Annotated in this window: 15 protein-coding genes; 8 read left to right on the forward strand and 7 right to left on the reverse strand. The window is 61.6% G+C overall.

Features of this window, described 5'->3' with window-relative positions; translation table 11 throughout:
• Positions 1–167: 167 nt before the first annotated feature.
• Complete coding sequence (locus OC610_RS03105) at positions 168–1,097, reverse strand: DMT family transporter (RefSeq protein WP_264426458.1); 930 nt, start codon at positions 1,095–1,097, stop codon at positions 168–170.
• A gap of 109 nt (positions 1,098–1,206) precedes the next feature.
• Between OC610_RS03105 and OC610_RS03110 the strand changes: the two genes are divergently transcribed.
• The gene (locus OC610_RS03110; RefSeq protein ID WP_264426459.1) at positions 1,207–2,001 is read left to right on the forward strand and encodes an AraC family transcriptional regulator; all 795 of its coding nucleotides are present in this window, start codon (positions 1,207–1,209) and stop codon (positions 1,999–2,001) included.
• Between the two features lie 160 nt (positions 2,002–2,161).
• Here the strand turns inward: OC610_RS03110 and OC610_RS03115 are convergent, their stop codons facing one another.
• The gene (locus OC610_RS03115) at positions 2,162–2,917 is read right to left on the reverse strand and encodes an ArsR/SmtB family transcription factor (protein WP_264426460.1); all 756 of its coding nucleotides are present in this window, start codon (positions 2,915–2,917) and stop codon (positions 2,162–2,164) included.
• An 81-nt stretch (positions 2,918–2,998) separates the two neighbouring features.
• Between OC610_RS03115 and OC610_RS03120 the strand changes: the two genes are divergently transcribed.
• Positions 2,999–4,117, forward strand: coding sequence for a cytochrome P450 (locus OC610_RS03120; protein ID WP_264426461.1), 1,119 nt, complete (start codon positions 2,999–3,001; stop codon positions 4,115–4,117).
• 15 nt (positions 4,118–4,132) lie between these two features.
• On the opposite strand, the gene OC610_RS03125 is transcribed toward OC610_RS03120, so the two are convergent.
• The gene (locus tag OC610_RS03125; protein WP_264426462.1) at positions 4,133–4,474 is read right to left on the reverse strand and encodes an FKBP-type peptidyl-prolyl cis-trans isomerase; all 342 of its coding nucleotides are present in this window, start codon (positions 4,472–4,474) and stop codon (positions 4,133–4,135) included.
• Between the two features lie 139 nt (positions 4,475–4,613).
• On the opposite strand from OC610_RS03125, the gene OC610_RS03130 reads away from it, so the two are divergent.
• Together OC610_RS03130 and OC610_RS03135 are read left to right on the forward strand one after the other, a co-directional pair.
• Positions 4,614–5,678, forward strand: coding sequence for a M4 family metallopeptidase (locus OC610_RS03130; RefSeq protein WP_264426463.1), 1,065 nt, complete (start codon positions 4,614–4,616; stop codon positions 5,676–5,678).
• On the forward strand, positions 5,675–5,998 hold the full coding sequence (locus OC610_RS03135; RefSeq protein ID WP_264426464.1) for a protealysin inhibitor emfourin: 324 nt from the start codon (positions 5,675–5,677) through the stop codon (positions 5,996–5,998). Before OC610_RS03130 ends, OC610_RS03135 begins: the two co-directional genes overlap by 4 nt.
• On the opposite strand, the gene OC610_RS03140 is transcribed toward OC610_RS03135, so the two are convergent.
• A complete protein-coding gene (locus OC610_RS03140; protein WP_264426465.1) occupies positions 5,999–6,307 on the reverse strand; it encodes an RcnB family protein in 309 nt (102 codons plus the stop codon).
• 286 nt (positions 6,308–6,593) lie between these two features.
• Between OC610_RS03140 and OC610_RS03145 the strand changes: the two genes are divergently transcribed.
• Positions 6,594–7,688 carry a DNA alkylation repair protein gene (locus OC610_RS03145; RefSeq protein ID WP_264426466.1) on the forward strand — a complete coding sequence of 365 codons (1,095 nt, stop codon included), beginning with the start codon at positions 6,594–6,596 and terminating at the stop codon, positions 7,686–7,688.
• 9 nt (positions 7,689–7,697) lie between these two features.
• On the opposite strand, the gene OC610_RS03150 is transcribed toward OC610_RS03145, so the two are convergent.
• Positions 7,698–9,776 carry a putative bifunctional diguanylate cyclase/phosphodiesterase gene (locus OC610_RS03150; RefSeq protein WP_264426467.1) on the reverse strand — a complete coding sequence of 693 codons (2,079 nt, stop codon included), beginning with the start codon at positions 9,774–9,776 and terminating at the stop codon, positions 7,698–7,700.
• Positions 9,777–10,105: 329 nt separating this feature from the next.
• On the opposite strand from OC610_RS03150, the gene pncA reads away from it, so the two are divergent.
• A complete protein-coding gene (pncA, locus tag OC610_RS03155) occupies positions 10,106–10,750 on the forward strand; it encodes a bifunctional nicotinamidase/pyrazinamidase (RefSeq protein ID WP_264426468.1) in 645 nt (214 codons plus the stop codon).
• Between the two features lie 38 nt (positions 10,751–10,788).
• On the forward strand, positions 10,789–11,430 hold the full coding sequence (locus OC610_RS03160) for a DUF1345 domain-containing protein (RefSeq protein ID WP_264426469.1): 642 nt from the start codon (positions 10,789–10,791) through the stop codon (positions 11,428–11,430).
• 151 nt (positions 11,431–11,581) lie between these two features.
• Here the strand turns inward: OC610_RS03160 and OC610_RS03165 are convergent, their stop codons facing one another.
• Positions 11,582–12,883 (reverse strand): ATP-binding protein, encoded by a 1,302-nt coding sequence (locus OC610_RS03165; RefSeq protein WP_264426470.1) that lies wholly within the window; start codon positions 12,881–12,883, stop codon positions 11,582–11,584.
• Positions 12,884–12,886: 3 nt separating this feature from the next.
• Positions 12,887–13,588 (reverse strand): response regulator transcription factor, encoded by a 702-nt coding sequence (locus tag OC610_RS03170; protein WP_030141219.1) that lies wholly within the window; start codon positions 13,586–13,588, stop codon positions 12,887–12,889.
• A gap of 313 nt (positions 13,589–13,901) precedes the next feature.
• Here OC610_RS03170 and OC610_RS03175 point away from each other — a divergent pair, with 313 nt between their 5' ends.
• Positions 13,902–14,363, forward strand: a complete 462-nt coding sequence (locus tag OC610_RS03175) for a hypothetical protein (protein ID WP_264426471.1) — start codon at positions 13,902–13,904, stop codon at positions 14,361–14,363.
• Positions 14,364–14,385: the final 22 nt, after the last annotated feature.

Below are 14,385 nucleotides of genomic sequence, written 5' to 3' on the forward strand. Positions count from 1 at the left end.
GAGCTTGCTCCCTCTCGACTCTGTAGGAGCTGGCGAAGCCTGCGATCTTTTTTGATCTTTCGCTCGAGACTCAAGTGTCTGGGGCAAGATCGCAGCCTCGCTTCGCTCGACAGCTCCTACAGGATCAGCGGGAGCAAGCTCCCCCGCCACACTGGCCCGCGCCAGCTTCACCCGCGCCGTAGAACCGGCCATCGCCCCCAACGCTGGCGAAACCAGCCGTAACCGCTGACCAGCAAGATCCCGCCCAGTACCAGGGCCGCGCCAACGATAAAATTCGGCTCCAGTGGCTCATCCAACAACCAGACACCAAAACCGATGCCGAACAGTGGCGTCATGAACGACAGCACCCCCAGTTGCGACGCCAGATACCGGCGTAGCAAGGAGAACCAGATGAGGAAGCTGGCGAAGGACACCAGCAATACCTGGAACGCCATGCTGGCAATCAGTTGTGGCGTGGGGTTGATTGTCGTTTGTCCCAGCGCTGCCGACATGCCGATCAACAGCACCCCGGCACCCACCAATTGATAAAGCAGCGTCTGGCTGGCCGGCAAGTCCGTCAGCCGCGAACAGCGTACCGTCACGGTGGTGGCGCCCCACAGCGCGCCAGCCAACAAGCCCATGCCATCGCCGAGCAATGAGCTGCCGTTCGCCGCGCCCGAGCCGCCACTGAAGGCCACGACGATCCCACCGAAGGCAACCGCGATGCCCAGCCATTGCAAGGGTTTGAGACGTTCGCTCGGCAGTTTCCAATGCAAGCCGAGGGCGGCGAACATCGGTGCGGTGTAAAGGAAAATCACCATGTGCGAAGCCGTCGTATGGCGCAGGCCTTCGCCCACCATCACGAACTCCAAGGCGAACAACAGTCCCACCAACAGGCCAGGGCGCCAACTGCCGTCGGCCAGGGACAGCCGTTCACCGCGAACCAGCACCAACAGCCAGACCAGTACCGCGGCGATGGCCGAGCGCACGCCCAGTTGCAGCATCGGCGCCATGTCGACGGCGCCGGCCTTGATCGCGACTTGCTGGAACCCCCAGATGGCACAGAGTCCGGTCATCAGGGCAATGACCTGGCCATCCAGGGCGCGGCGGGTGGTCATGGAAAAGTCCTCGGGCAGAAAAGAGATGAAAGGATTGTCTGCCTGACACCTTTGCTGGATATAGTGATTACCCGACAAGCCATCCCGGTAATCCGCCATTGCGGTCGATATGCAGCCTCCAGCCCAACACCTCAAGATTCCTCCGTTCGACGCCGCCCTGCCCTCGCCGATCTTCTTCCGCAGCGCCTGCATGCCGGCCCACGCCACTTATCCCCGGCACCGGCACGCCTGGGGGGAGTTCGTCTATTCCTACAGCGGCGTGATGGAAATCGAGATCGCCCAGCATCATTACCTGGCGCCACCGCAGTACGGCATCTGGCTGCCGCCCGACATGGAACACGTGGGGTTCAATCGGCATGAGGCCTGCCATTGTTCGTTGTACCTGGCGGCCGAGCTGTGCGGCGCGTTGCCGGCCGAACCTTGTGCGCTGACCTTGAGTCCGCTGATCCGCGCGTTGCTGGAAGAACTGCGCAGTGACCCGCCGAGCCAGCCACAGACGCCCGAACAGCAGCGCTTGTTGCAAGTGCTGGTGGACAAGCTGACACAGGCGCCCCACGTCGGCAGTTACCTGCCTTCTTCGGATGATCCGCTGTTGGGCCCTGTGTTGCGGGCCCTGGAGGCGAACCCCAGCGACCCGCGCTCCTTGCCGCAACTGGCCCGCGCCGCCAACACCACCGAGCGCACACTGATGCGCCGGGCCCAGCGGGACCTGGGCATGTCCCTGGTGGAATGGCGCCAGCGCCTGAAAGTCATCGAGGCCCTGGCCCTGCTCGAACGTGGCCAGAGCGTGGAAACCATCGGCCTGGACCTGGGCTACAGCAGCGCCTCGGCGTTCATCAGCATGTTCCGCAAAATGATGGGCACCACGCCGGATGAGTATCGGCGCAGGCATATGGCTGGATAAACGGGAGGGCCCCTTCGCGAGCAGGCTCGCTCCCACAAGGATTTTCGGTGAGAAACGGTTCTCCGTTCAGCACAGGTCCATTGTGGGAGCGAGCCTGCTCGCGAAAGCGGATTCAGCCTCCATCTCCCACAGGAATTTTCGGTGAGAAACGGTTCTCCGTTCAGCGCAGGTCCATTGTGGGAGCGGGCTTGCTCGCGATGGCGCCAGTGGGTTTGACGTCGATTTCAGCACTGACCCCAAACCGCCCTGCCATCTCCCGGCGACCATTGGCCGTCAACCCCAGCGCCCGGCTGTCCAGGTCCTGGGTCACCCATTTGCGCTTGATCGCCAGTTGCAGCAACGCAGCGCCCAAGGCGCCGCCCAGGTGCGGTCGGCGCATGCTCCAGTCCAGGCATGGGCAGGCGAATCGCCGACGTTGGGCCGCCAACGCCTGCACATCAATACCCAAGCCTTCGAGCAGCGCCTCACCCGATTCACTCAGCCGATAACCCTGCCCTTCTACATCAAGCAGCCACCCGGCTTCAAGCAAGCGATCATGCAGCCGCACCGCCAGGGTTCCGGCCATGTGGTCGTAGCAAGTGCGGGCAAACTGAAGGCGATCCGGCGTGCGCGAGGTGAATGTCGGTGCGGCGTTCTGGCCGATCACCATCAATGCTTCGAGGGCTTCGGCCACGCGTTTATCGGCGAGGCTGTAGTAGCGATGACGGCCCTGCACATGCAAGCGCACCAGGGCCAATTCCTTGAGTTTCGCCAAATGGGCGCTGGCGGTTGAGGCACTGACGTCGGCGATGCTCGCCAGCTCGGTGCTAGTCCGGGCGCGGCCGTCCATCAATGCGCAGAGCATTCGGGTCCGGGCCGGCTCGGCAATGGCCGCGGCCACCTGGGACACGCCCACATCATGTTGCTCTGCGTTCATATTTCGCTCCCGGACGAATCAAGCCATGCATGGATTGGAGAGAGTAGCAGCACTTTCCCCGCACGAACGAGGCAGCCCATCATGGACCCGATCACCGCCGCGACACACGCCGATCCCTACCCTTACTACGCGACCCTTCGCGCCGGCGACGGGCTGCACTTCGACCCACACCTTAACCTCTGGATCGCCAGCAGCGCCGAAGCGGTGTGCGCCGTCTTGCATCACCCCGATTGCCATGTGCGCCCCGCCCACGAACCGGTGCCGCACGCGATTGCCGAGGGGCCAGCGGGCCAAGTTTTCGGCCGCCTGATGCGGATGAACGAAGGTGAACGACAACGCTGCCCGAGAGCGGCGATTGCGCCGGGGTTGCAAGACATCGATCCCCACCAGGTCGAGGCGTTGGTCAAGGCGCGCTGGCTCAGGCAGGGTGCCGAAGGCGTGCATCAGGCGCAGTTCATCGGCCCGGTCAGCGTGGTGGCGCAACTGCTGGGCTTCAATCCAACCGACAGTCACTTGCTCAGCGAGCTGACAGGTGATTTCGTCGCCTGCCTGTCGCCCCTGAGCCAAGCCCCACAGCTGGAGGCTGCGCATCGGGCCAGCGAGCAATTGGCGAGGCTTTTCCAGGAGCGGATCGTCGCGCAGGACAATCCGTTGTTGAACGGCATCTGCCAAGGCTTCGAAGACAGCGATGCGGACCGCCGGATCGCCAACCTGATCGGCTTGCTGTCGCAAACCTATGAAGCCACGGCCGGCCTGATCGGCAACGCGTTGTTGGCGTTGATCCGCGATCCCGCGCTCCATCACGTACTCCGAGGTAATCCCACGCAAATCAGCCGATTACTGGCCGAAGTCCAGCGTTTCGACCCCGCTGTGCAGAACACCCGCCGCTTCATCGCCGCCCCCTGCGAAATCCTCGGCACTGCCTTGCAGCCGGGCGACGTGGTCCTGGTGCTGCTGGCCTCGGCCAACCGAGACCCGCAGCTCAATCCGCAACCGGACGCCCTCCTGTTGGATCGGCCGAATCGGCGCAGCTTCAGCTTTGGCAGTGGCCGCCACGAATGCCCAGGCCAGGCCTTGGCGATGACCATCGCCCATGCGACGTTAGATGCCATTCTGGAACGCGAGCCGGGCCTGGACCAGTTGACCTGGCGCTACCGCCTCTCCGCCAATGGACGCATCCCGCTGTTCAGCGATCGGTAATCAATAAAAACGCCATCAATCGTCCCGCGTCAGGACTTCCAGCAATTCGATTTCAAAGATGAGGTCGGCGTTGGGTTTGATGTGGGCGCCCATGGATCGTTCGCCATAGGCCAGGTGCGCCGGCACCCACAGTTTGCGCTTGCCGCCGACCTTCATGCCCATGAGCCCGAGGTCCCAGCCCTTGATGACACGACCCGTGCCGATCACGCACTGGAAGGGCTTGCCGCGGCTGTAGGACGAATCGAATTCGGTGCCGTCTTCGAGGGTGCCGCGGTATTGGGTGGTGATCAGCGCGCCTTTGACTACGCTTTTGCCATCGCCCTCTTGCAGGTCGATGATTTGCAACTCTTCAATCATGGCGTTATTCCCGTGTGATCCAGGCGCGGGGTTTTCTCAGAAAACTGCGCGACAGGCAACCTTTTGCGGCAAAGGGAACCGCAACGGTCACTTCGGTTCACATGGGTATCGGCCCTGCATTTCAGATAAGGATTTTCTGATGATCGACTCTCGCCCGCTCCACGGCTTCATTCCGCCTTATATCCTCAACCGCATCATCGCCCATGGCTCCGAGCAGCAGCGTTCCAGTGCCCTCGGCACCCTGACTCACGTGAACAACCTGCGCCACAACCCTGGCCCACCCATCCACCCACCCGTAGCCGCCCAACTGCCCAAGCCTGGCAAGGCTGGCCATCCCCAGCGCAGCGTGCACGACGCGCAAAACACCATGGAGCTGCCGGGCCAACCGGTGCGCCTGGAAGGTCAAGCGGCCAGCGGTGACCCAGCGGTGGACGAAGCGTATGACGCCCTCGGCGCCACCTATGATTTTTTCTGGAGAGTGCTGGAGCGTGACTCCATCGACAACAAGGGCTTTGCCCTGGTCGGCAGCGTGCATTACGGCCAGGGGTACGAAAACGCCTTCTGGAACGGCGCGCAGATGGTGTTCGGTGACGGCGATGGGGAAATCTTCCAGCGCTTCACCCGCTCCCTGGACGTGGTGGCCCATGAGCTGGCCCACGGCGTTACCGAGAGCGAAGCCGGCTTGATCTATGCCAACCAGTCCGGCGCGTTGAACGAGTCGATTTCCGATGTGTTCGGCGTGCTGGTCAAGCAATTCGTATTGGGCCAGACCGTCGAACAGGCCGACTGGCTGATCGGCGCTGACCTGCTCACCGACAAGATCAATGGTGACGGCTTGCGCAGCATGTCCAACCCCGGCACAGCCTACGATGACCCGCTGCTGGGCAAGGATCCCCAGCCGGCGCACATGCGCCAATTCGTCATCACCCGCGAAGACAATGGCGGTGTGCACATCAACTCCGGTATTCCCAACCGGGCCTTTTATCTGGTGGCAACCGCACTCGGCGGATTCGCCTGGGAAAAGGCCGGGCGAATCTGGTATGACACGTTGTGCGACAGGCAACTGGCCAACGACGCGTCCTTCAGTGCGTTCGCCCGCCTGACCATCGAGCACGCCCGCCAGCGCTTCGGTGCGCGGGAAGTCAAGGCGGTGCAGGACGGCTGGACGCAAGTGGGCGTCGACCTGAACGAGGAGAACGGATGAAAACCCTTCCAGACCTTGATGACAAAGCAGTCGTCAAGCTGTCACGCCAGGGCGGCGTGGCAGCCATCCACGCCTTGACCCGCCCCCGGGAAATCGAGTTCGCCCAGTGCGACCTCGATCAGCGCACACGTATCTGCTCGGTGCTGGAAGGATGCCTGCCGCTTACCTCCTCAACGCCCGGCCGGGGCGACCAGCGTTATTTCCAGATCGAGGTGCGTTACCGATCCAACGACCAGGACGACGAGATGGTGTTACAGGTGCCCGAGGACCGGGCACCTGGCGAGTTGGTTCATTTATGGGATAAGGGCGAAGTACTCTGATTAGCGGGTGGCCGGAACGATCTTGACGATGGCGCCGGACACCGTTTCGATCAGCAGGTATTTATCGTCGATGTGCACCCATTGCTGCTCTTTTGTCGGCTCTTCGAGTTTTTTCTGCTTCCAGTCTTTCATGGCCCTGTCCGCGCGTTGGTAGTCCGCCGGTACCCGGTCATTTTCCACCAACCGGCGGCCATTGCTCGGCGAATGCTCCAGGGCGTCCCCGGTTTTCTCGACCGCTTGCGCGACAGGCCCAAAGGCTCCGAGACCGGCGATCAGGACCAGGCTGGCGATGAGGGTTGGTTTGCGCATTAGAAAAACTCCAGTTTATACAAGGTACTGAATCTGGGACTTCGGCGGCGGCGAATCATTCCCTTTCCATAGGTCCGTGTCATAACTCCCACTGGCCCCGTAGGAGCTGCCGAGCGAAGCGAGGCTGCGATCTTTCTCAAGACACTTGAGTTTCGAGCGAAAGATCAAAAGATCGTCCGAACGCGGCCCGAGGCTTCGCCAGCGCCTACAGAGCCCAGCGCGAGCTTGCTCCCTCGCCACGGGTCTGGCATGGCATAGTAGCGGGTCTTGGACTATGGACCTTGCCATGAGCACTTCTACCCCAGCCCTCAAGGAAATCTTCAACAGCGCCCGCCTCGAACACATCGCCACCGAACTGTGCGCGGTGTACCCGGCCTTCGATGCAAAGGCGTTCCTGATCATGGCCAACGATGGGCTGGCGGAGTTGTCAGTGATGCAGCGCATGGCGCGGGTCAGCGAATGCCTGCATGCGGTCTTGCCGTTGGACTACGAAGCTTCGCTGCCGGTCCTGCGGGACTTGGCCCCGCGGCTGAACAGCATGTTCGTCGGCATGTTCCTGTCGCATTACGTAGCGTCTTACGGTCGACAGGCGTTCGATCTGTCGATGGACGCCCTCAAATACTTCACCCGATTCGGCTCAGCGGAATTTGCCGTACGGCATTTCTTGCGTGACGACCTGGCGCGCACCCTCGCGGTCATGCATGACTGGGCGCTGGACGGCAACGAACATGTCCGCCGCCTCGCCAGCGAAGGCAGCCGCCCACGTTTGCCATGGTCGTTCCACCTGGAGCCGATCCAGGCCAACCCGGAACTCGCCGCCGCGATCCTCGAAACGCTCAAGGCCGACGACAGCCTGTACGTGCGCAAATCGGTCGCCAACCACCTGAACGACGTGACCAAGCAGCATCCCGACTGGGTACTCGACCGGATCGAAGGCTGGCCGCTCCAGCAGCGCCACACTGCCTGGATCGCCCGGCACGCCCTGCGCAGCCTGATCAAGCAAGGCAACCGCCGGGCCTTGGCAGTCATCGGCGCGGGTGGTGTGGCGCAGGTCGAAATATCGGATCTACACGTGATGCCGGTGGCGGTGCGGCTAGGGGATCAGGTCACGCTGTCGTTCAAGGTGCAGTCGACGTGTGCGCAGGACCAGCGGCTGGTGATCGATTACGCGATCGATTATGTGAAAGCCTCGGGCGGCACCTCAGCCAAGGTATTCAAGCTCAAGACCTTCAACCTCCCCGCCCTGGCGTCCGCCAAACTGAGCCGCTCCCAGCACATTCGCGAATTGACCACGCGCCGACACTATGAGGGCCGGCATGCGGTGCATGTACTGGTCAACGGCGAGCGGCTGGGCAGCACCGCGTTCGACATCGTCCCCTGAGCCATCGCCTCAGACCGTGGCCACTCGCGGAACTTGGCGAATGTTCTTGAGGAAATGTTCGGCGGGCACCGGATGTCCCAGCAGATACCCTTGCAGTGAATCGCAGCCCAACTGGGTCAGGAAATCCTGCTGTACATCGGTCTCCACCCCTTCGGCGACGATCCGCAGGCCCAACGCCTGGCCGAGGGCGACGATGGCCGAGACAATCGCCGCGTCGTCGCTGTCGTGCTCCAGGTCGCGGACGAAGCCACGATCAATCTTCAACTCGTTGGCCGGCAGGCGCTTGAGGTACATCAGGCTCGAATAGCCGGTGCCGAAGTCGTCGATGGACAAGTCCACGCCCATGTCCGACAGCTGCTGCAACACCGTCATACTCGCGTCCGCGTCGCTCATGGCGGTGGTCTCGGTGATTTCCAGGGTCAGGCTATTGGCCGGCAAATGGTGCGTCTCCAGCGCCTTGGCCACGCTTTGCACCAAACCTGTATGGCAGAACTGCAGCGCCGAGAGATTCACCGCGATGCGCCAATCGGTGTAGCCCAGCACGTACCATTCGCGCATTTGCCGGCAGGCTTCGTTGAGCACCCATTCGCCAATCGGAATGATCAACCCGGTTTTCTCGGCCAAGTCGATAAACGTGTCGGGCATCAACAGGCCCTGTGTCGGATGAGTCCAGCGCAACAGCGCTTCGGCGCCCACCGGACGGCCATTCGCGGCGTCGAACTTGGGCTGGTAATGCAAGCTGAACTGGCGCTGTTCGACGGCGATGCGCAGGTCTTGCAGCAGTTGCAATTGCTTACGGGCGTTGCTGTTCATCGAGGCATCAAAAAAGCTGTAGCCGTTCTTGCCGGCGCCCTTGGCGTGGTACATCGCCGCGTCGGCGTTCATCAGCAACTCGTCGGCGCTCTGGCCGTTACCCGGGTACAGCGAAATGCCGACGCTGGCGGAAATCTGCAAGTCATGGTCGGCGACCCGGAAGGTACGGCCGATCAGCCCGACCTGACGTGCGGCCAGGCGCAAGGCGTCATCCGGATCGGCCAATTGCACCAGCAGCACGAACTCATCACCGCCAATACGCGCCAGGGTGTCCTGGTTGCGCAGATCTTCGCGCAGGCGCAGGGCCACGTCCCGCAGCAGCAGGTCGCCCATGTGGTGCCCAAAGGCGTCGTTGACCGGTTTGAAGCCATCCAGGTCGATGAACATCAAGGCGAAACAACCGCCCTGCCCTTGCACACGGTGCATGGCCTGGCCGATACGATCCGCCAGTAATACGCGGTTGGGCAGTCCAGTCAGGGGGTCGTGCAAGGCCAGCTGGGTCAGTTCGCGATTGGCCTGGGTCAACGACCGGGCCAGCTCGGCGGTACGAGCTTCCAGGCGTGCGTCAAGAATGGAAGTCAACAAGGCAATCGCCAGCACCGCCAGGGTGGTGATCAGCACCAGGTTGTCCAGGCCCTTGCCGCTCAAGCCATCGAGGGAACCACAGAAGCTGCCCTCGCTGAACTGCGCCGCAGCCATGCCGGTGTAATGCATGCCAACGATGGCAACGCCCATCACCACGGCGGCGCCGGCGCGAGCCAGGCGAACATGGGGCGTGTTCTGACGCAGGCGAAAAGCAATCCACAGCGCCGCCGCACACGCGACGACAGCAATCAGCAACGAAGCGCCGAACAGCGTCGGGTCATAATCGATGCCCGGCTGCATCCGCAACGCAGCCATGCCGGTGTAGTGCATGGCACTGATGCCGGTGCCCATCACCAATGCGCCGAACGCCAGTTGCCAGGCCCGCAATTGCCGTTGGCTGACCAGCCACAAGGCAAAGCCGCTGGAAAGAATCGCGATCAACAGCGACAGCGCGGTGATCGCCACATCGTAGCCAAGCTCCACCGGCAGCGTGAACGCGAGCATGCCGATGAAATGCATGGACCAGATGCCCACTCCCATCGCCAGCGCGCCACCGGCCGTCCAGAAATGCTTGGCGCGGCCCTGGGCCGTGGCGATACGCCCGGTCAGGTCCAGGGCGGTGTAGGACGCTAGCATCGCAACAAACAGAGAAATCGAAACGAGCGCGGGTGAATAGCTGCCGATTAGCATGGATTTTTCTCGTGACCAGAAGGCCGAACTGCTTCCATGCCCGGTTGAAAGGCGGCGATTGTACACAATCGGTACGAGAGTGCACGGGCCATACATCAAAAAGCCATCATCCTTGGGAAATTTGCGACGAAAGACACTGGGCAGGCGACTGACAGGGCGCTATCGCGAGCAAGCTCGCTCCCACAGGAGGCTGAGGACGTATGAAAATCTTAGGTTCGGCTCCGAGCCCATGTGGGAGCTTGCTCGCGATGCGGTGCCCTCGACAAAGAAGAACCTGAGCCCGCGCAGGTTCGGCTAATCTCCACAGATCATTACCAGGAGCAGCCGGCATGACCCCTATGGATACCAAAGCCACAACCACCGCTTTAGTCGTGATCGACATCCAGAACGACTTCATCCCTGGCGGCCAACTGGCGGTGCCGGGCGGCGACGAAATCGTGCCGCTGGTCAACCGACTCGGCCGCTCGTTCCTGAACGTTGTCTGCGCCCAGGACTGGCACCCCGCCGGGCATGCCTCGTTCGCCTCCAGCCACGAAGGCAAACACCCCTTCGACCTTATCCAGTTGCCCTACGGCGAACAAAAGCTCTGGCCCGAACACTGCGTCCAGGATACTCAGGGCGCCGCCCTGCACCCCGACCTTGACTTGCCTCATGCCCAGTTGATCATCCGCAAGGGCTGCAACCCGGCCATCGACAGCTACTCGGCCTTCATGGAAGCCGACCGCCAGACCCCGACTGGCCTGACCGGCTATTTCAAGGAGCGCGGCATCGACACGGTGTACATGGTCGGGCTGGCCCTGGATTTCTGCGTGATGTATTCGGCCCTTGACGCACGAATGGCCGGTTTCAACGCAATCGTCGTGCTCGACGCTTGCCGGGGCATCGATATCGACGGTTCGATGGACGCGGCCATGCGGCGCATGCAGGAGGCCGGCGTACGGCTGATTCAATCCGATGACATAACCAGCGGATGATTCATACTCCGAGCATCTCCACGCCACAGTGAGCCCCCATGCCCCGCCTCACCCGCACCCATCCGCGACTCTCCCTGGCCACGGTCATCGGCCTGACAGCGGGCCTGTTGATTCCGACGGACTCGATCATCAGCAAGATCCTGATCGGCTGGAACGCCGGGGTCTGGACCTACCTGGTGCTGATGTTCTGGCTGACGGTGCGGGCCAAGGCGCCGGACGTGAAGCGCATCGCCGAAATGGAGGACGAAAACGCCGGATTGGTTTTGCTGATGGTCTGCATCGCGGCGCTGGCCAGCCTGGCCACCATCACCTTTGAACTCGCCGGCAGCCGCGACCTGGCAACCGCTGGCAAACTTCTGCACTACGGCGTCACCGCGTTGACCGTTATCGGCTCATGGCTGCTGATCGGGGTGATCTTCAGCGTGCACTACGCAAGGTTGTATTACACCTGGAACGGCAAGGAACCGGCCCTGCGTTTTGCCGAGGGGCTGACCACACCCAATTATTGGGACTTCCTGTATTTCTCGTTCACCATCGGCGTGGCGGTGCAGACCTCGGACGTCGGCGTTGCCACGCGGCAGTTGCGCAAGATTGTGCTGGCGCAGTCGTTGATCGGGTTTGTGTTCAACACGGCGATATTGGGGTTTTCGATCAATATTGCGGCGGGGTTGTTTGGGTAATGGTCACTCCTCTGTAGGAGCTGCCGAAGGCTGCGATCTTTTGATCTTGATCTTGATCTTTCGCTTACGACTCAACTGTCCGGGACAAGATCGCAGCCTCGTTGCACTCGTCAGCTCCTACAGGTGGGTCGGGCGATATATCGAGCACGTTTCAAGACGGTGTGGGGAGCCACAGCCGGAAACGTGCCCCGCCCAGTGGCGAGGCTTCGACGGTCAGCGTGCCGCCCTGGGCTTGCAGGGCGCGGCGGCTGATCGCCAGGCCGAGGCCGAAGCCGCCGGTGGCGCGGTCGCGGCTGCGGTCCAGGCGGTAGAACGGTTCGAAGACACGCTCGCGCTCGCTGTCGGGGATGCCGATGCCGTCGTCGTCGACCCAGATTTCACAGCCTTGCTCGCTGACCAGCACGCCGACCTGGATGCGTTTCTCGCAATAGCGCATGGCATTGCGGAGCAGGTTCTGCAAAGCGCGGGCGGTCAGGCGCGGGTCCAGCACAAAACGCTCCAGCGCCCCGTGCAGCAGCACGTCGATCACCACCTCCGGCGCGGCCAGGTCTTCGTCGAGGCTGCCAAGGATGCTGTCGATGAACTCATCCAGCGGCACTTCGACCCGCTCCGGCAAACGTTCGGGATTTTGCAGGCGACTGTAGGACAGCAACTCCAACACCAATTCGTCCAGCTCACGGATGTGCGCCACCAACCCCTGCAGGCGCTCGCGACTGGCCGCCGGCATTTCCTCCGACAACGCCAGGGCGAGGCCAAAATCGAGCCGGGTCAGCGGCGTGCGCAGTTCATGTGACACGGCGTTGAGCAAGTCCCGCTGCTGGTTGAGCAAGTTTTCGATGTCCCCTGCCATGGTGTCGAACACATGGGCCAGGCTGCCGATGTTGGAACTCGGGGCGATCTGCGTACGCTCACTCAAATGCCCCTTGCCGAAACGCTCGGCCGTGCGCTTGAGGCGCTCCAGATCGCGCCAGTGCGGCCGTAGCCAGAGCAACAGGCACGCCAGCATCGTCGCGCCGATCAGCACATTGATGCTCCAGTACAGCCAGCTGACGTCTGCCGGATCCGGCGGCACGATCATCTTCACCGCCGTGCGTTCGTCCAACGGCGCAGCGGCCAGGGTGCGCCAGCCCCAATCGCCGATGCGCACCACGTTCTCGCCACGCCTGAGGCGCGTCTGCTCGGTGTCGGTGAAACCCTTGTCCTCGGTGGCCGCCAGTTCGATGCGCAACGGCTCGAATTCCTTGTCCATCTGCGCTGCCAGTGCCGCCCATTGCTCGCTGGGTACGGCGCGGAATTGCTTGACGATCAGGGTTTGCAGCCCACGGGAATAATCGAGGTTGTAAGCCTGGAAACGCTCATGGAACAGGCGGATCACCAGTTCCGGCATCAAATAGATCGCCGCGCTGTAGGACACGATGGTGACCAGGTAGAGGCGAATCAGCAGCTTCCACATCAGTCAGCATTCCCACTCGGAACGGCTGAACAAGTAGCCCTTGCCCCACACGGTCTTGATCTTGCGCGCCTCGCCGGCGTTGTCGTCGAACTTGCGCCGCAGCTTGGAAATGGCCACGTCCACCGAGCGATCGGTGCCGTTGAACTCGATACCGCGCAGGCGTTGCAGGATCTGGTCGCGGCTCAGCACTTCTCCGGAATGACGGGCCAGCACCACCAGCAGATTGTATTCGCCACTGGACAATTCCACCGGCTGCCCGCGCCAGGTCACGGTGCGCTCGGACAGGTCGATGCACAGGTTGCCCATGACGATGCGATCGTTCACCGTCTGCGGCTCGGTCAGGCTGCTGCGCCGCAACAACGTGCGCACCCGCGCCAACAGCACTCGGGGTTCGCAAGGCTTGGTGACGTAATCGTCGGCGCCCATCTCCAGGCCCAGCACCTGGTCGTGGCTGTCGTCCCGGGCGGTGAGCATCAGAATCGGCAAGGTCGCCGAATCAGCCCGCAACAAGCGGCAGACCTGCAAGCCGTCCAGCCCCGGCAGCATCAGGTCGAGAATCACCAGGTCCGGAGGATTGGCCCGCGCACGTTCACGGACGTGGTCGCCACGGTTGAGCACGCTGACGTGATAGCCGTTGCGCTCCAGGTAGCTGGCGATCAGTTCACAGAGGGCGGCGTCGTCTTCGACGAGGAGGATGTTGGGCATGGGTGTATCCAAAGGTACGAGGCACTGGGAATCTCAAGCCGCGAAGGATATACGCCCTCATCCGCCGCTGAGCAAAACCCTTACATAATTTCACAACAACCGCTTCCTGGGCGCTTATCCTGATCTTGATATCCGGTTGCCAACGGTTTTTCCTCTCCGTCATCGCAACAGTCAAAATTCATACTTTTCATGCCTTGTAAACTGTTAAACATGACAGTTTACAAGGCATGAAAAAACCAGCCTTATATAGTTCATCCTGTCGTAAGGCACTATGACCTTTGGATACCTACTTCTTCCAACGGAGATCGGCCCCATGAATGCTGTCATCAACCAACTGAGTTTCGCGCACGGTAACTATGTCACCGCGTCAGCTTTTTCAACCCAGGGTAAAGACTTTCCAGAATTCGCTGCCACCTCACGATTGATCGAAAAGAACGTTGCGGGTCCTGCACGAGCTGAAACTGTAGTTATTACGGCAGTGGACCGCGAGGAGAAAATGACAAGAGCATCCACGACCTCCACTCGTGAACTCACCATTTGCATCCCCGCGAACTATGAACTCGGTGTCCATGATTTGAAAACCCGGGACGATGTGAGTTTCAGCTTCAAGGATGAAGAAAAAATCGTCTATGAAGGGGTAAAGGGAACCATCGAATTGGTGCCTGCCTCCGAGGGAAATGTAAAAGGCAGCTTCAATATCGATGTCGAGATACCCGATTCCGAAGAACAGACCTTTATCCTCAAAGGCCAGTTCCAGGTGCTCAAGGCGGTTTAACCAGAACCATAAAAAAGGGGAA

The sequence above is a fragment of the Pseudomonas agronomica genome (assembly GCF_025917275.1).
In the GTDB taxonomy this organism is placed as follows: Bacteria; Pseudomonadota; Gammaproteobacteria; order Pseudomonadales; family Pseudomonadaceae; genus Aquipseudomonas; species Aquipseudomonas agronomica.